This is a genomic window from Streptomyces corchorusii (assembly GCF_001514055.1).
Taxonomy (GTDB): Bacteria; Actinomycetota; Actinomycetes; order Streptomycetales; family Streptomycetaceae; genus Streptomyces; species Streptomyces olivaceoviridis.
Genome location: NZ_KQ948351.1, coordinates 272,414 through 288,372, shown reverse-complemented (window position 1 = coordinate 288,372; position 15,959 = coordinate 272,414). Strand labels below are relative to the sequence as shown.

Here is a 15,959-nt window from a genome sequence, read left to right as displayed (position 1 = left end):
GCCCTTCCGGCGTGCGTTGTCCCGGCAGATCGCACCGCATCACTGGAGCAGGCCGGGTTTTGCTCGTTCTGCTCACAGACAGCGATTCAGGCGCTGTCCTCTCCGAGCGCCCGGCCGGATCCCGTGGGGGGAATCCGCACCGGGACATGGGAAGGCGCCCTGGTCGTCGGCCCGTGGGGGGACCGGCGTCTCAGGGCGCCTTCCGCTTGTTCCGCCTGTACCGCTACGACTCCGCGACGCCTCTGCGGTGTACCGCTACGACCCTCGGGCCCATGCGGCTACGACGCGACCGCCAGGTGCCTGGAGACTCACCGCACCCCAGGCACCCGCCGAGAAGAACTCAGCGCTCCTCGACCGGAACGAAGTCGCGCTCGACCACGCCCGTGTAGATCTGGCGCGGGCGGCCGATGCGGGAGCCCGGCTCCTTGATCATCTCGGTCCACTGGGCGATCCAGCCCGGCAGGCGGCCGAGGGCGAACAGGACCGTGAACATCTCGGTCGGGAAGCCCATGGCGCGGTAGATCAGACCGGTGTAGAAGTCCACGTTCGGGTACAGCTTGCGCTCGACGAAGTAGTCGTCGGACAGCGCGTGCTCCTCCAGCTTGAGGGCGATGTCGAGGAGCTCGTCCTCCTTGCCCAGCGCGGAGAGCACGTCGTGCGCGGCGGCCTTGATGATCTTGGCGCGGGGGTCGAAGTTCTTGTAGACCCGGTGGCCGAAGCCCATCAGGCGGACGCCGTCCTCCTTGTTCTTCACCTTGCGGATGAAGGTGTCGACGTCGGAGCCCGAGTCGCGGATGCCCTCCAGCATCTCCAGCACGGACTGGTTGGCACCGCCGTGCAGCGGGCCCCACAGGGCGCTGATGCCGGCCGAGATCGACGCGAACATGTTGGCCTGCGAGGAGCCGACCAGGCGGACCGTGGAGGTCGAACAGTTCTGCTCGTGGTCGGCGTGCAGGATCAGCAGCTTGTCCAGCGCGGCGACGACGACCGGGTCGAGCTCGAACTCCTGCGCCGGCACGGAGAAGGTCATGCGCAGGAAGTTCTCGACGTAACCGAGGTCGTTGCGCGGGTAGACGAACGGGTGGCCGATCGACTTCTTGTACGCGTACGCCGCGATCGTCGGGAGCTTGGCGAGCAGCCGGATCGTGGAGAGGTCGCGCTGCTTCTCGTCGAACGGGTTGTGGCTGTCCTGGTAGAAGGTGGACAGCGCCGAGACGACCGAGGACAGCATGGCCATCGGGTGGGCGTCGCGCGGGAAGCCCCTGTAGAAGTTCTTGACGTCCTCGTGCAGCAGCGTGTGCCGCGTGATGTCGTTCTGGAACGCCGTCAGCTGGTCGACGGTGGGCAGCTCGCCGTTGATCAGCAGGTACGCCACCTCAAGGAAGGTGGAGCGCTCGGCCAGCTGCTCGATGGGGTAGCCGCGGTAGCGGAGGATGCCCGCCTCGCCGTCGAGGTAGGTGATCGCGGATTTGTAGGCGGCGGTGTTGCCGTAGCCGCTGTCCAGAGTCACCAGACCGGTCTGGGCGCGGAGCTTCCCGATGTCGAAGCCCTTGTCACCGACGGTGCTGTCGACCACCGGGTAGGTGTACTCGCCGTCGCCGTACCGCAGTACTACAGAGTTGTCGCTCACGTCTTCCCTCACCGACGTAGTGCCTCATCTTCGAGGTGCCCTGACTGTCTCTACCATCCCCCATTTGGCTCAGGAGAGTGCACTCGGGGTCGACCATTGGGCCTATTGGCGGCACTCAGTGCCGTCAACCTGCTCATCCTGCCCCCTCGAAGGGGTAACCGGAAGTGCTCTGTGACCTTCACGACTCGTTTGATCGATCATTTTTGCCGCGGGCCCGGATTCCGTGCCGCCACCGTGACTTCGGGGCCACCGCCCGTGACTTCGGGGCCCGCCACCGGCGGCTCAGGCCCCCAGTCTGTAGTCGAGGGCCGTGCACCGCCGCCCGGCCGACACCGTGCGCACCGCCTGCCCGATCGCCTTGCGCGAACCGACGAGAACGACCAGCCGGCGGGCCCGGGTGACCGCCGTGTAGAGCAGGTTCCGCTGGAGCATCATCCATGCTCCCGTGGTGACGGGAATCACCACGGCGGGATATTCACTGCCCTGCGAGCGGTGGATGGTCACCGCGTACGCGTGGGCCAGTTCGTCCAGTTCGTCGAATTCGTACGGAACCTCCTCGTCCTCGTCCGTCAGCACGGTCAGGCGCTGGTCCACCGGATCGAGCGAGGTGACGACGCCCACGGTGCCGTTGAAGACACCGTTCTTCCCTTTCTCGTAATTGTTGCGAATCTGGGTGACCTTGTCGCCGACGCGGAAGACCCGGCCACCGAACCGCTTCTCCGGCAGATCGGGCCGCCCGGGCGTGATGGCCTGCTGGAGCAGCCCGTTGAGCGCGCCCGCACCGGCCGGCCCCCGGTGCATCGGCGCGAGCACCTGCACGTCCCGGCGCGGGTCCAGCCCGAACTTGGCCGGAATCCGCCGCGCGGCCACGTCCACGGTGAGCCGGCCGGCGGCCTCCGTGTCGTCCTCCACGAAGAGGAAGAAGTCCTTCAGCCCGTCGGTGAGCGGATGCTGCCCCGCGTTGATGCGGTGCGCGTTGGTGACGACACCGGACTGCTGGGCCTGCCGGAAGACCCGGGTGAGCCGGACGGCCGGGACGGGACTGCCGTCGGCGAGCAGATCGCGGAGGACCTCCCCCGCGCCCACGCTGGGCAACTGGTCCACGTCCCCCACGAAGAGCAGATGGGCCCCCGGCGGTACGGCCTTCACGAGCTTGTTGGCGAGGAGCAGGTCCAGCATGGATGCCTCGTCCACGACCACCAGGTCGGCGTCGAGCGGCCGGTCCCGGTCGTAGGCGGCGTCCCCGCCGGGCTTCAGCTCCAGCAGCCGGTGCACGGTGGAGGCCTCGGCTCCGGTCAGCTCGGCCAACCGCTTGGCGGCCCGTCCGGTCGGGGCGGCGAGCAGCACCTTGGCGCGCCGGGCCCGGGCCAGCTCCACGATCGAGCGCACGGTGAACGACTTTCCGCAGCCGGGCCCGCCGGTGAGGACGGCGACCTTCTCGGTCAGCGCGAGCTTCACCGCCGCCTCCTGCTCGGGCGCGAGGTCGGCGCCGGTGCGGGATCCCAGCCACCCGAGCGCCTTGCCCCAGTCCACGTCCCGGAACCCCGGCATCCGGTCCTGGTCCGTGCGCAGGAGCCGCAGCAGCTGGGCGGAGAGGGAGAGTTCGGCGCGGTGGAACGGGACGAGGTACACGGCTCTGACGGGCTCGTCGCCGCCCTCGGGTCCGGGCACCTTCTCCCGGACGACCCCCGGATCGCCTCCGTCCTCCGGTACCTGCCCCAGCTCGCCCAGGCACTCGATGACCAGCCCGGTGTCCACCTGGAGCAGCTTCACGGCGTCGGCGATCAGCCGCTCCTCCGGCAGGAAGCAGTGCCCCTGGTCGGCGGACTGCGACAGCGCGTACTGCAAGCCGGCCTTCACGCGCTCGGGACTGTCGTGCGGGATCCCGACCGACTGGGCGATCTTGTCGGCGGTGAGGAAGCCGATGCCCCAGACGTCGGCGGCGAGTTGATAGGGGCGTTCCTTCACGACGGAGATCGACGCGTCGCCGTACTTCTTGTAGATCCGCACGGCGATGGAGGTGGACACCTCGACGGTCTGGAGGAAGAGCATGACCTCCTTGATGGCCTTCTGCTCGTCCCAGGCGTCGGCGATCTTCTTGGTGCGTTTGGGGCCGAGGCCGGGGACTTCGACGAGGCGCTTGGGCTCCTCCTCGATGATCCTCAGGGTGTCGACGCCGAAGTGCTGGGTGATGCGGTCGGCGAAGACCGGCCCGATGCCCTTGACCAGCCCGGACCCCAGATAGCGCCGGATGCCCTGGACGGTGGCCGGCAGCACGGTCGTGTAGTTCTCCACGTGGAACTGTCTGCCGTACTGCGGGTGCGACCCCCAGCGGCCCTCCATCCGGAGGGATTCACCGACCTGGGCGCCGAGGAGCGCGCCGACCACCGTGAGGAGGTCCGCGGCGCCTCTGCCGGTGTCGACCCGGGCCACCGTGTACCCGTTCTCCTCGTTGGCGTACGTGATCCGCTCCAGCACGCCTTCGACCACGGCAAGACGCCGTTCGCCGGTCTGGGTCCCCGCCTGTTGAGCCATGATCCGACGGTACCGGTGAGGTCTGACAGCGGCCCACTGGTACCGTCCCTGGCCATGACCGACGCCGTCCGCGCCGTCGAGTACGAGGCGGGCGCGGGCGGCACACCGGAGTACTCCTTCTCCTCCGCCGAGGGCCACCGCCCGCCCGGGCGCTGGGCTGGCAGGAGGTCCGGCCCACGAGCGTGAAGATCGCCATGGGCTTCGGCATCCTCGGCGGCGTCGTTGCCCTGGGCACGTTGGTCGCCCTTGCCGCCGTGTTCTGGCTCTGAACGGCCGACTCGCCTACGCGGGCGGGCTCGCCTCGGACCTCTTCGCTGCGCTCAGAGGGGGTTGAGGCGGGCCTTGAGCAGGCAGAACTCGTTGCCCTCGGGGTCGGCGAGAACGTGCCAGGGCTCCTCGCCGGTCTGACCGATGTCGGCCGGGCGCGCCCCGAGCTTCAAGAGGCGTTCGAGTTCGGCGTCCTGATCACGGTCGGTGGCGTTGACGTCGATGTGCAGCCGCGACTTCCCCGGCTCCGGCTCGGCCCTGCGGCTGAGGAAGAGCGTCGGCTGCGCGCCGCCGAACCCTTCCCGCGGCCCGATCTCGACACTGCCGTCCTCTTCGCGTCCCAGCACCACGAAGTCCAGGACCTCGCACCAGAACCGCGCCAGCACCTCGGGTTCGCGGCAACCGAGCACGAGCTCACTGATACGACATGCCATGGAAGGAACCTGCTCTCAGTGGGGGACGACCGGCGCGGCCCCGCTCACCGGGTGGGCTCAGCCCGGCGGCGCGGCGGGAACACGCCGAGACCGTACCGGGCGGGGCGAGGAGGGGCGAAGAGTTTTCAAAGGTTTCGAGGCAGGTGGTGAAGGCGGGGCTGGGGCTGGTGACGGCCTGTGCGCGGTGCTCGGGTGGCAGCCGTCGACCGTAGACGTGGTTCGGGGACCGGGGAAGTACGCGTGGTGCGAACTTGCGGCGGACTCGCTCGTTGATCACGTCGTATGAAAGGAGAGCTGATGGTCGGCTCGTCGCATGAGGCGTTGCACCGGATCTTCCAGAAGGACCCGGCGTTGCTGACGCGGGCGTTACAGCGGGTGCTGGATGTGCCGTTCCCGGAGCCGCGGGAGATCGCGGCGCTGAACGTGGACCTGACGGAGATCGAGCCGGTCGAGCGCCGGGTGGACACGTTGCTGCGGGCGGAGACGGATCAGGGCACGTATCTGCTGGTGGTGGAGTCACAGGGGAAGGTGGACGACCGGAAGCGGGGCAGCTGGCCGTACTACCTGTCATACCTGTACGAGAAGTACCGGTGCGAGCCGGTGCTGATCGTGATCACGCAGAGCAGTGCGACGGCGAAGTGGGCCTCGCGTCCGATCCGGTTCGGGTTCTCGGGGTGGGACTCGCTGACGGTACGGCCACTGGTGCTGGGGCCGGACAACGTGCCGGTGATCGCGGACGAGCGGCAGGCCGAGCGGGACGTCCCTCTCGCGGTGCTCTCGGCGATGACACACGGACGTGGGCCGGGGGCGGCGGCCATACTGGAATCCCTGGCATCCGCCCTGCGGACCATCGACCCCGACAGTGCCGCGGTCTTCGTGCAGTTCGTCGACTCATGCCTGGCCGATCCCCAGGCGAAGCAGATGTGGAGGGATTTGATGACGGCGATCCAGTACTTCTGGCGACACCCCCTGGCCGAGCAGGTACGGGAAGAAGGGCGGGAGCAGGGCCTGGAGGAGGGCTTGGAGCAGGGGCTGGAACAAGGCCGGGCGGAAGCCAAGGCCGAGATGGTGCTGCACATCCTGGAATGGCGTGGCGTCCCCGTGCCCGACACCGTCCGCGAACGGGTGAACGCCTGCACGGACCTCGACCAGTTGGAGACCTGGGCCCAACGAGCCGTACACGCGGCGGACGCCACGGAGTTGTTCTCCGAGGAGTGAGCAAGTAGCCCTTGGGCCGCTCGCTTCCGGGCCAGTGTCGTGCTTCCGCGACCTGCGTCAAGGGCGCGTTCCGCGTCGCCTTCGGCGATGGGCCTCCGGCCCACCCTTGACCCGGCCCCCTGCAACACGAGGGAGAAGCGCGCGAGCGCCCCGGAACAGCGGTGGCCCGACCGGCACCGGGCCCTCGGGTCGGCTACGTCCGCATCGTGGGCATGGGTGCGCGGTCGCGCCTCGCCCGCACGCCGGGTGCGCGGAGTGGCGCGGGTCCGGCACGCTCGTGCTCCGGGCCGGTTCGATGGCTCACGGCCGGGGTTGGTGTTCGGGGCAGTTGGACGTGCGGTGACGTCCGGTGCGGCACATGGGCCGTTTCCTGACATGCCTTGGAAAAAGTTGCGGGCCGCTGTCGATCCGGCCACGTCCCGTTCGTCGTCATGGTGTGCGGCGCCTCGCTGCACGATGACGCGACAGGACTGACGAGGACACACGTGGATCAGCTGCTCAGAGTCATGAACTTCAACGTGTCGATTGACGGAATCGGTGCCGGTGAGCACCAGAGCATCGAGCGGCCGTTCGGCCACGACCATCCCGAGAGGCTGTTCGCCTGGGCCGGAGCCACGGCGAGCTGGCCCATGCGCACGGATCCCGGGGGGAGCCGGGGCCTCGACGACTACTTCACGCGGGACTTCGCGCGCAACATCGGCGCCGAGATCATGGGCCGCAACAAGTTCGGGCCCCAGCGGGGGCCCTGGCAGGACCATGAGTGGCGCGGCTGGTGGGGGGAGGAGCCCTCGTTCCACACCCCGGTGTTCGTCATGACCCACCACACGCGTCCGTCGTTCACGCTCCGCGACACCACGTTCCATTTCGTCGACGGCGACCCGGCCACGGTTCTCGAACAGGCGCGGGAGGCGGCGCAGGGCAAGGACGTCCGGCTCGGCGGCGGGGTCACCACCATCCGGCAGTTCCTTGATGCCGGCCTCGTCGACACCATGCATGTGGCGGTCTCGCCGGTGAGGCTCGGGTCCGGACTGCGGCTGTGGGAGACCCCCGACGACCTGCTCGACCGGTTCCACCTGGAGGTCGTGCCCAGCCCGAGCGGTGTGACGCACCACCTGTTCTGGCGAAGGTGACGCAAGGGACCACCCGACGAGTTCAGGCCGCGGCGGTGAGGGGGCGTGCGTCCCAGCGGATGCCCCCTCTCGCTGCGGATGCGGGCGCGTTCCTTGCGGTCGGCGGCCAGGACGTCGCGGTGGCGGGCGTTGGCTGCGCCGGCGCAGACAGACGTGCAGGGCCGTTACCGCCCGCCGAGGCCGGCAGCATCATCATGCGCCGGTAGCGCACCGAACTGGTGCCGCCCCGACGCACGATCTGCGCGAACCGCCGCCCTTCCTGGTCGGTCAGTCCGCGTACACGGACAGGCTCGGCCCCCGCGCCTCCAGCGGTCGGATCGGACGAGGATCTACCACCGCCACGACCACCAACCCCGCGAACCCGTGCGGTCAGAGCACTAGCGGCGGTGGCGGGGTTTGTCCTGGCGTGGGGGGAGCGTCAGGGTGATTTGGCGGACCAGTTGCTGGAAGCATGCCAGGGACGCGCAGGCGGGGAGGGCGGCGCCGGCGATTCCTGTGATCGTTCGGTCGGCCTGGGCCACGCACAGCATCATCGCGACGGATGAGAACAGCAGGACGATGAACCACGAGTGCAGGGCCCGGCGCTGGTGCAGGGCACTTCGCAGGATGGAGAGGGAAGCCACCATCCAGGGGCCGTACACGAGAATGGGCCACCAAGCGATCATCTCGCCGCTCGTGCCTGACGTGATGTTCCGCAGTGGCCCGTAAGCCGCCATTCCGCCGAATACGCTGACCATCGCCACGATGACGGAGACGAATGCGGCGATCACGAAGCTGCCGGTCTGCATCCATTTGACGTGGATTTTCCGAACCCGGCTCTTGCGGTGTCCGGCCCCGGCGGAAGGGCGTCGGATGGGCGGCAGCTGTGCGGTGATCCGGGCCAGGTTCTCCATCGGGTCGGCGTAGTCGGCCGGCGGTTCGCCACGAGGGGGCGGGACCACGGTCGGCTGCTCGGCCGGAACGGCCTCCTGGAGGAGGTAGGCGAGTTCCTCGGCCGGGTCCCAGCCCGAGTCGGGGGGCACCAGGAGAGCCTCTGAGTCCAGGGCGTCGACGGGGCTGCCGTGCCAGACGGTACCCACCGTGTAAGGGGGTGTGTCCGCGTACCGTTCACGCCGGGCGAAGGGGGAACCCGCATAGTCGTGATTCATGAAAATCCGCCCCCGTCACACGCGATCCGCGCGACAGTCAGAGTTTGCCTGGTCGGTCCATCGTTGATTAAGTTCCTCCTGAACCGCTTCCAATAGCGTGAGGAACTCGCGGAGCAGCGACTCGGTGGCCTGGGGTTCGACGCGTACGCCGTCCCCGCGCAAGGTGCCACGCGCCTCCAGCGAGCGTGCAACACCGGGTGTGTAAATATACCTTCCCACCGTCGCCACACGACTCGCAGACAGACTGTCTTTCCTCGCGTCGCGGTGAGGCAAGCCATGGAACCTTGCTGTCGTCATATTCGAGCTAACGCCGCCCCCTCTCCTCCAGATGCGCGGCAAATGAGTGAACATGGCACGGGGAAACGTTGGAAGTGCGTTTTTTCATTTGTGTCATTCGCTTTTCAGCGGCCCGTTTGTGGGTCGAGTGGTTTGTATTCTGAGAACCCTTCCGGTCTGATCGTCCGCCCCGCCGCCGGCGGCCCGTCCGGCGCCGGGGCGGACCGCCCCCTCACGCGCCCCCGGTCACGATTGGGTCTCGGCCACCCGGCACCCCTTGCCTCCGACCCGTGTAATCGATTCCAATCCTCCCTACGGCAGGGATGTAATCGATTCCACGAGTCCACGAGGAGGTGGGGCCGGCGATGGCGAGCATCAAGGACGTGGCCGCCGCGGCGGGGGTGTCCGTGGCCACCGTGTCGCGCGCGCTGAACGGGCATCCGTCCGTCAGTGCCGACGCGCGGGCACGGGTGATGGAGGCCGTGGACGCCCTGGGCTACCGGCCCAACGCCGTCGCCCGCTCCCTCAGGACGGATCAGACCCATACCCTCGGGCTGGTCATCAGCGACGTGCTGAATCCCTACTTCACCGAGCTGGCCCGTTCCGTCGAGGAAGAGGCCCGCGCGCTCGGCTACAGCGTGATCATCGGGAACGCCGACGAGCGGCCCGAGCTCCAGGACCACCACGTACGGACCCTGCTCGACCGGCGGATCGACGGGCTGCTCGTCTCCCCCACCGACGGCGGTTCGCCCCTGATGCTGGACGCCGCCCGGGCGGGGACGCCGATGGTGTTCGTCGACCGGTGGATCCCGGGCGTGGACGTTCCGGTGGTCCGCGCGGACGGGCAGACCGCCGTACGGGACCTCGTCGCCCATCTGTGCCGGCTCGGGCACCGCAGGCTCGCCATCATCGCCGGGCCCGCCGCCACCACCACCGGCAGTGAGCGTGTGGAGGCGTTCCGGGCCGCGCTCGCCGAGTACGGGCTCCCGCTCCCGGACGTCTACATCGGGCAGGGCGACTTCCAGGCGGAGAGCGGGCGGCGGGTCACCGAGGGGTTCCTCGATCTGCCGCAGCCGCCCGAGGTCGTCTTCGCCGCCGACAACCTGATGGCGCTCGGCGCGCTGGACGCCGTACGCGCGCGCGGGCTGCGCGTGCCCGACGACATCGCGCTGGCCGCGTTCGACGACATCCCGTGGTTCGTGCACACCGATCCGCCGGTCACCGCCATCGCCCAGCCGACCGGTGAGCTGGGTCGGGCCGCCGTACGGGCCCTGGTCGACCGGATCGAGGGGCGCACCCCGCGCTCCGTCACCCTGCCCGCGCGGCTCGTCGTACGCCGCTCCTGCGGAGAGACGCACGTGCCCTCCCAGCCCCCCGCACCCCCCACGCAGTCCCCCTCCCCAGTGCAAAGGAGCACGTCGTGAGCAACCCGGACGAGTTGCTGCGCATCGAGGGCATACGCAAGACCTTCCCCGGCGTGGTCGCGCTCGACGGCGTCGACTTCGACCTGCGCCGGGGTGAGGTCCATGTACTGCTCGGTGAGAACGGCGCCGGCAAGAGCACCCTCATCAAGATGCTCTCCGGTGCGTACACCCCCGATGCCGGCCGGATCCTCGTAGGCGGTGAGGAGGTGCGCATCCACGGTGCGCAGGACTCCGAGCGCCTCGGGATCGCCACCATCTACCAGGAGTTCAACCTCGTTCCCGATCTGACCGTCGCCGAGAACATCTTCCTGGGCCGGCAGCCGCGCCGGTTCGGGATGATCGACCGGAAGCGGATGGAGGCGGAGGCCGCGACGCTGCTGGAGCGAGTCGGGGTCGACGTCTCGCCCCGCGCGCGGGTGCGGGAACTCGGCATCGCGCGGCTCCAGATGGTCGAGATCGCCAAGGCGCTCAGCCTGGACGCGCGCGTGCTCATCATGGACGAGCCGACCGCCGTGCTCACCTCGGAGGAGGTGGAGAAGCTCTTCGCCATCGTGCGGTCGCTGCGCGAGGACGGGGTGGGGATCGTCTTCATCACCCACCACCTGGAGGAGATCGCCGCCCTGGGGGACCGGGTGACCGTCATCCGGGACGGGCGCAGTGTCGGGCAGGTGCCCGCCTCGACGCCCGAGGACGAGCTCGTACGGCTGATGGTGGGGCGCTCCATCGAGCAGCAGTACCCGCGTCAGCGTCCGGAGCGGGGCGCCGCGCTGCTGTCCGTCGAGGGGCTCGGCCGTAACGGCGTGTTCCACGACGTGAGCTTCGAGGTGCACGCCGGCGAGGTCGTCGGTATCGCGGGGCTCGTGGGGGCCGGCCGTACGGAGGTCGTCCGGGCGGTGTTCGGCGCCGATCCGTACGACCACGGGGTCGTGCGGGTCTCCGGTGCCGAGCTCAAGCGGCACGACGTGAACGCGGCGATGGCGGCCGGGATCGGGCTGGTGCCGGAGGACCGCAAGGGCCAGGGACTGGTGCTGGACGCCTCCGTCGCGGAGAACCTGGGGCTGGTGACCCTCCGGTCGGCCACCCGGGCCGGGCTGGTGGACCGCAAGGCGCAGTACTCCGCCGCCGAGCGGATCGCCGGGCAGCTGGGCGTGCGCATGGCGGGCCTCGGGCAGCACGTGCGCACCCTGTCCGGCGGCAACCAGCAGAAGGTCGTCATCGGCAAGTGGCTGCTGGCCGACACCAAGGTGCTGATCCTGGACGAGCCGACGCGCGGTATCGACGTCGGCGCCAAGGTCGAGATCTACCAGCTGATCAACGAGCTGACGGCCGCCGGTGCCGCCGTGCTGATGATCTCCAGCGATCTGCCGGAGGTGCTCGGCATGAGCGACCGGGTGCTGGTGATGGCCCAGGGCCGGATCGCCGGTGAACTCCCGGCCGACGAGGCCACCCAGGACGCCGTCATGGCGCTCGCCGTCTCCACCCCGACCGCCGGCTCGGACTCCGCCACCGGCTCCACCCCCCTCACCGACAAGGAGGCCACCCGTGGCCACTGACACGCTCAAGAGGCCGGCGGGCGCGAGTGGCGCCCCGGGCGGCCTGCGCCGGCTGCTCCTCGACAACGGCGCGCTCACCGCGCTGATCGTCCTGGTCATCGCCCTGTCGGCGCTGTCCGGCGACTTCCTGACGACGGACAACCTGCTCAACATCGGCGTCCAGGCGGCCGTGACGGCGATCCTCGCCTTCGGTGTGACCTTCGTGATTGTCTCGGCGGGCATCGACCTGTCGGTCGGCTCGGTGGCCGCGTTGTCGGCGACCGTGCTGGCCTGGAGCGCCACCTCCCACGGGGTGCCGGTCGTGCTCGCGGTGCTGATGGCGGTCGCCACCGGCATCGTCGCCGGCCTGGTGAACGGTTTCCTCATCGCCTACGGCAAGCTGCCGCCGTTCATCGCGACGCTGGCCATGCTGTCGGTGGGCCGCGGTCTCGCCCTGGTGATCTCGCAGGGCTCCCCCATCGCCTTCCCGGACTCGGTCTCCCACCTCGGCGACACCCTCGGCGGCTGGCTGCCGGTGCCGGTGCTGGTCATGGTGGTGATGGGTCTCATCGCCGCGTTCGTGCTGGGGCGGACGTACATCGGCCGGTCCATGTACGCGATCGGCGGCAACGAGGAGGCCGCGCGGCTGTCCGGTCTCCGGGTGAAGCGGCAGAAGCTCGCGATCTACGCCCTGTCCGGGCTGTTCGCCGCCGCGGCGGGCATCGTGCTCGCCTCCCGGCTGTCCTCGGCGCAGCCGCAGGCCGCCGACGGCTATGAGCTGGACGCCATCGCGGCGGTCGTCATCGGCGGCGCCTCGCTGGCGGGCGGCACCGGCAAGGCGTCCGGCACGCTGATCGGCGCGCTGATCCTGGCGGTGCTCCGCAACGGCCTCAACCTGCTCTCGGTCTCCGCGTTCTGGCAGCAGGTCGTGATCGGTGTCGTGATCGCGCTGGCGGTGCTGCTGGACACCGTGCGCCGCAAGGCCGGGGCGACCCCGGTGGCCGCCGGCACGGGCGGGCCGAAGGGCAAGCAGGCGGCCACGTACGCGCTCGCCGCCGTGGTCACCGTCGCCATCGTCGGCGCGACCTCCTTCCTGCACAGCGGTTCCTCCTCGTCCACGACCCCGAAGATGGGGCTGTCCCTGTCCACGCTCAACAACCCCTTCTTCGTGCAGATCCGGTCGGGTGCCCAGGCCGAGGCGAAGAAGCTGGGTGTGGACCTGACCGTCACCGACGCGCAGAACGACGCCTCGCAGCAGGCCAACCAGCTCCAGAACTTCACCAGTTCGGGCCTGGGCGCGATCATCGTCAACCCGGTGGACTCGGACGCGGCGAGCAACTCCGTGAAGGCCGCCGACAAGGCGAAGATCCCGGTCATCGCGGTGGACCGCGGTGTCAACCACGCGTCCGTGGACACGCTGGTGGCCTCCGACAACGTCGCCGGTGGTGAGCTGGCCGCGAAGACCATCGCCGAGAAGCTGGGCGGCAAGGGCAAGATCGTCATCCTCCAGGGCCAGGCGGGCACGTCGGCGGCCCGGGAGCGGGCGGCCGGGTTCGCCCAGGGCCTCAAGGCCTACCCGGGCATCCAGGTGCTGGCGCAGCAGCCCGCCGACTTCGACCGCACCAAGGGCCTCGACGTGATGTCGAACCTGCTCCAGGCCCACCCGGACGTGCAGGGCGTCATCGCCGCCAACGACGAGATGGCCCTGGGCGCGATCAAGGCGCTCGGCTCCAAGGCCGGCAAGTCCGTGCAGGTGGTCGGCTTCGACGGCACCCCGGACGGCCTGACCGCGGTCAAGAACGGCACGCTGTACGCGTCCGTCGCCCAGCAGCCCTCGCAGCTGGGGAAGATCGCCGTGGACAACGCCCTCAAGGCGGTCAAGGGCGACAAGGTGGACCCGACGGTGAAGGTGCCGGTGAAGGTGGTCACGAAGGACAACGTGGCCGGCTTCACCGGCTGACAACAGGCGATTCGGGCGGGCGGCCCCGGGCACTTCCGGGGCCGGCCCGCCTGGCGTCATCTCTCAGGGGAGTCAACTGATGTACGACTACGACCTTCTGGTCGTGGGATCGGCCAATGCCGACCTGGTGATCGGCGTCGAGCGGCGGCCGGCCGCCGGCGAGACGGTGCTCGGCGGCGATCTGGCCGTGCACCCGGGCGGCAAGGGCGCCAACCAGGCGGTCGCCGCGGCCCGGCTCGGTGCCGCCACGGCCCTGCTGGCGCGGGTCGGTGACGACGGCCACGGCCGGCTGCTGCTCGACTCCCTGCGCGCGGCCGGGGTCGACACGGTGGGTGTGCTGGTGGGCGGGGCCCCGACGGGGGTCGCGCTGATCACCGTCGACCCGTCCGGCGACAACAGCATCGTGGTGTCGCCGGGCGCCAACTCCCGCCTGCTGCCGGCGGACGTCCGGGCGGCGGAGGGCGTCCTGCGCGCCTCCCGCGTGGTGTCGGCGCAGCTGGAGATCCCGCTGGAGACGGTCGTGGAGGTCGTACGGAACCTGGCGCCGGGCAGTCGCTTCGTGCTGAACCCGTCGCCGCCGCGCGAGCTGCCCGCGGAGGTGCTGGCGGCGTGCGACCCGCTGATCCTCAACGAGCACGAGGCACGGGTGGTCCTCGGGGACGCCTGCGCGAGCGACGATCCCGAGGACTGGGCCCGGCTGCTGCTGGCCCGGGGGCCCCGCTCGGTGGTGGTGACGCTGGGCGCGGAGGGGGCGCTGGTGGCCGACGGCTCGGGGGCGACCCGGGTGCCGTCGGTGACGGTGGACGCGGTGGACACCACGGGTGCCGGGGACGCGTTCACGGCCGCCCTGGCCTGGAAGCTCGGGTCCGGTGCGGACCTGGCGGACGCGGCGGCCTACGCGGCCCGCGTCGGCGCGGCGGCCGTGACCAGGCGGGGCGCGCAGGAGTCGTACCCGACGGCGGAGGAGGTCGAGGCCCTGTGAAGAAGGCGGGGATCCTCAATCGTCATCTCTCCGGCGCCCTGGCCGAACTGGGCCACGGGCACGGGGTGCTGGTCTGCGACGCGGGCATGCCGATACCCGACGGCCCCCGGGTGGTGGACCTGGCCTTCCGAGCCGGTGTGCCGTCCTTCGCCGAGGTGCTGGACGGGCTGCTGGCCGAGCTGGTGGTGGAGGGGGCCACGGCGGCACAGGAGGTACGCGCGGCCAATCCGGCGGCGGCCGGGCTGCTCCAGGCCCGCTTCCCCGAGCTGGCCCTCGTCTCGCACGAGCGGCTGAAGGAGCTGTCGGCCGGGGCCCGGCTGATCGTCCGCACCGGCGAGGCCCGGCCGTACGCGAACGTCCTGCTGCGCTGCGGGGTGTTCTTCTAGGGCGAGGAAGGCCGGAACCCAGGGCGGGGACGGCCGGAACGTTTCGAGGGGGCCTCCCCGGCCCGTAGGCCCGGGACGCCCCCTCGGCGTTCCCCTCCCCTGCCGGAACCCGATCCCCCCCGGGGTCCCCCGTGGTTCCGACGACAGGTACGACACGGCAGGCGGCAAAATGGTTGCACCCGCTTCCGCGCGTTCCTCCGCGGGGTGCGCTAGCGGATCACGTGCTCCACGAACCGCTGCGCCGTCTCCGCCAGCACCTCTCGCCCGTCCCGCGCCCACAGCCGCTCGTTGAACAGCTCGACCTCGATGGGGCCGGTGTACCCGGCGGCCTCCACACACCTCTTCCACTCGCGCATGTCGACCGCTCCGTCGCCGAGCTGACCGCGCCCGTTGAGGACGCCCTCGGGCAGGGGGGTGGTCCAGTCGGCGAGCTGGAAGGTGTGGATGCGGCCCGCCGCGCCCGCGCGGGCGATCTGCGCGGGCGCCTGGTCGTCCCACCAGACGTGGTACGTGTCCACGGCCACCCCGACCTGGTGCGCGGGGAAGCGCTCGGCGAGGTCCAGGGCCTGGGCGAGGGTGGAGACCACACAGCGGTCGGACGCGTACATGGGGTGCAGCGGCTCGATGGCGAGACGTACGCCGCGCTGGGCCGCGTAGGGGGCGAGGACGGCCAGCGCGTCGGCGATGCGCTCCCGGGCGCCGCGCAGGTCCCTGCTGCCGGCGGGGAGTCCGCCGGAGACCAGGACCAGGGTGTCGGTGCCGAGGGTGGCGGCCTCGTCGATCGCCGCGTGGTTGTCGCCCAGCGCCTCGGCCCGCTCGACGGGGTCGGTCGCCGTGAGGAAGCCGCCCCGGCACAGTGTCGTCACCGTCAGGCCCGCGTCCCCCACCAGCTCGGCCGCGGCCTGAACGCCGTACCGCCGCACCGGCTCCCGCCACAGGCCGACCCCGGGGACGCCCAGCGCGACACAGGCGTCGACCAGGTCCGGGAGGGACAGCTGCCTGACCGTCATCTGGTTGACGGAGAAGCGCGCGAGGTC

Annotated in this window: 13 protein-coding genes; 8 read left to right on the top strand and 5 right to left on the bottom strand. The window is 70.4% G+C overall.

The features are described 5' to 3' along the window. Positions 1–340: 340 nt before the first annotated feature. Positions 341–1,630 (bottom strand): citrate synthase, encoded by a 1,290-nt coding sequence (locus AQJ11_RS01265; RefSeq protein WP_041665198.1) that lies wholly within the window; start codon positions 1,628–1,630, stop codon positions 341–343. A gap of 282 nt (positions 1,631–1,912) precedes the next feature. Continuing rightward, positions 1,913–4,165: an SF1B family DNA helicase RecD2 gene (gene recD2 / locus AQJ11_RS01260; RefSeq protein ID WP_208616418.1), complete on the bottom strand. Its 2,253-nt coding sequence runs from the start codon at positions 4,163–4,165 to the stop codon at positions 1,913–1,915. A 54-nt stretch (positions 4,166–4,219) separates the two neighbouring features. Between recD2 and AQJ11_RS52070 the strand changes: the two genes are divergently transcribed. Next, complete coding sequence (locus AQJ11_RS52070) at positions 4,220–4,351, top strand: hypothetical protein (protein ID WP_279616932.1); 132 nt, start codon at positions 4,220–4,222, stop codon at positions 4,349–4,351. Between the two features lie 134 nt (positions 4,352–4,485). On the opposite strand, the gene AQJ11_RS01255 is transcribed toward AQJ11_RS52070, so the two are convergent. Further along, positions 4,486–4,866, bottom strand: coding sequence for a VOC family protein (locus AQJ11_RS01255; protein WP_059261530.1), 381 nt, complete (start codon positions 4,864–4,866; stop codon positions 4,486–4,488). Between the two features lie 297 nt (positions 4,867–5,163). Here AQJ11_RS01255 and AQJ11_RS01250 point away from each other — a divergent pair, with 297 nt between their 5' ends. Next, complete coding sequence (locus AQJ11_RS01250) at positions 5,164–6,084, top strand: RpnC/YadD family protein (RefSeq protein ID WP_014672845.1); 921 nt, start codon at positions 5,164–5,166, stop codon at positions 6,082–6,084. A 485-nt stretch (positions 6,085–6,569) separates the two neighbouring features. Next, positions 6,570–7,214, top strand: coding sequence for a dihydrofolate reductase family protein (locus AQJ11_RS01245; RefSeq protein ID WP_059261529.1), 645 nt, complete (start codon positions 6,570–6,572; stop codon positions 7,212–7,214). Between the two features lie 377 nt (positions 7,215–7,591). Here the strand turns inward: AQJ11_RS01245 and AQJ11_RS01240 are convergent, their stop codons facing one another. Continuing rightward, complete coding sequence (locus AQJ11_RS01240) at positions 7,592–8,293, bottom strand: DUF2637 domain-containing protein (protein ID WP_014672847.1); 702 nt, start codon at positions 8,291–8,293, stop codon at positions 7,592–7,594. 710 nt (positions 8,294–9,003) lie between these two features. On the opposite strand from AQJ11_RS01240, the gene AQJ11_RS01235 reads away from it, so the two are divergent. The 5 genes from AQJ11_RS01235 to rbsD all read left to right on the top strand — a co-directional run bounded on the left by AQJ11_RS01235 (position 9,004) and on the right by rbsD (position 14,922). Beyond that, complete coding sequence (locus AQJ11_RS01235) at positions 9,004–10,062, top strand: LacI family DNA-binding transcriptional regulator (RefSeq protein WP_059261528.1); 1,059 nt, start codon at positions 9,004–9,006, stop codon at positions 10,060–10,062. Continuing rightward, on the top strand, positions 10,059–11,615 hold the full coding sequence (locus AQJ11_RS01230; protein ID WP_059261527.1) for a sugar ABC transporter ATP-binding protein: 1,557 nt from the start codon (positions 10,059–10,061) through the stop codon (positions 11,613–11,615). The genes AQJ11_RS01235 and AQJ11_RS01230 overlap by 4 nt, the downstream gene beginning before the upstream one ends. Next, positions 11,605–13,554, top strand: a complete 1,950-nt coding sequence (locus AQJ11_RS01225) for an ABC transporter permease/substrate-binding protein (RefSeq protein WP_014672850.1) — start codon at positions 11,605–11,607, stop codon at positions 13,552–13,554. The genes AQJ11_RS01230 and AQJ11_RS01225 overlap by 11 nt, the downstream gene beginning before the upstream one ends. Positions 13,555–13,633: 79 nt before the next feature. Further along, positions 13,634–14,536, top strand: a complete 903-nt coding sequence (locus AQJ11_RS01220; RefSeq protein ID WP_059261526.1) for a ribokinase — start codon at positions 13,634–13,636, stop codon at positions 14,534–14,536. Further along, positions 14,533–14,922 (top strand): D-ribose pyranase, encoded by a 390-nt coding sequence (gene rbsD, locus AQJ11_RS01215; protein WP_059261525.1) that lies wholly within the window; start codon positions 14,533–14,535, stop codon positions 14,920–14,922. Before AQJ11_RS01220 ends, rbsD begins: the two co-directional genes overlap by 4 nt. 209 nt (positions 14,923–15,131) lie before the next feature. Here the strand turns inward: rbsD and AQJ11_RS01210 are convergent, their stop codons facing one another. Next, positions 15,132–15,932 carry a sugar phosphate isomerase/epimerase family protein gene (locus tag AQJ11_RS01210; RefSeq protein WP_398780055.1) on the bottom strand — a complete coding sequence of 267 codons (801 nt, stop codon included), beginning with the start codon at positions 15,930–15,932 and terminating at the stop codon, positions 15,132–15,134. Positions 15,933–15,959 lie beyond the last annotated feature (27 nt).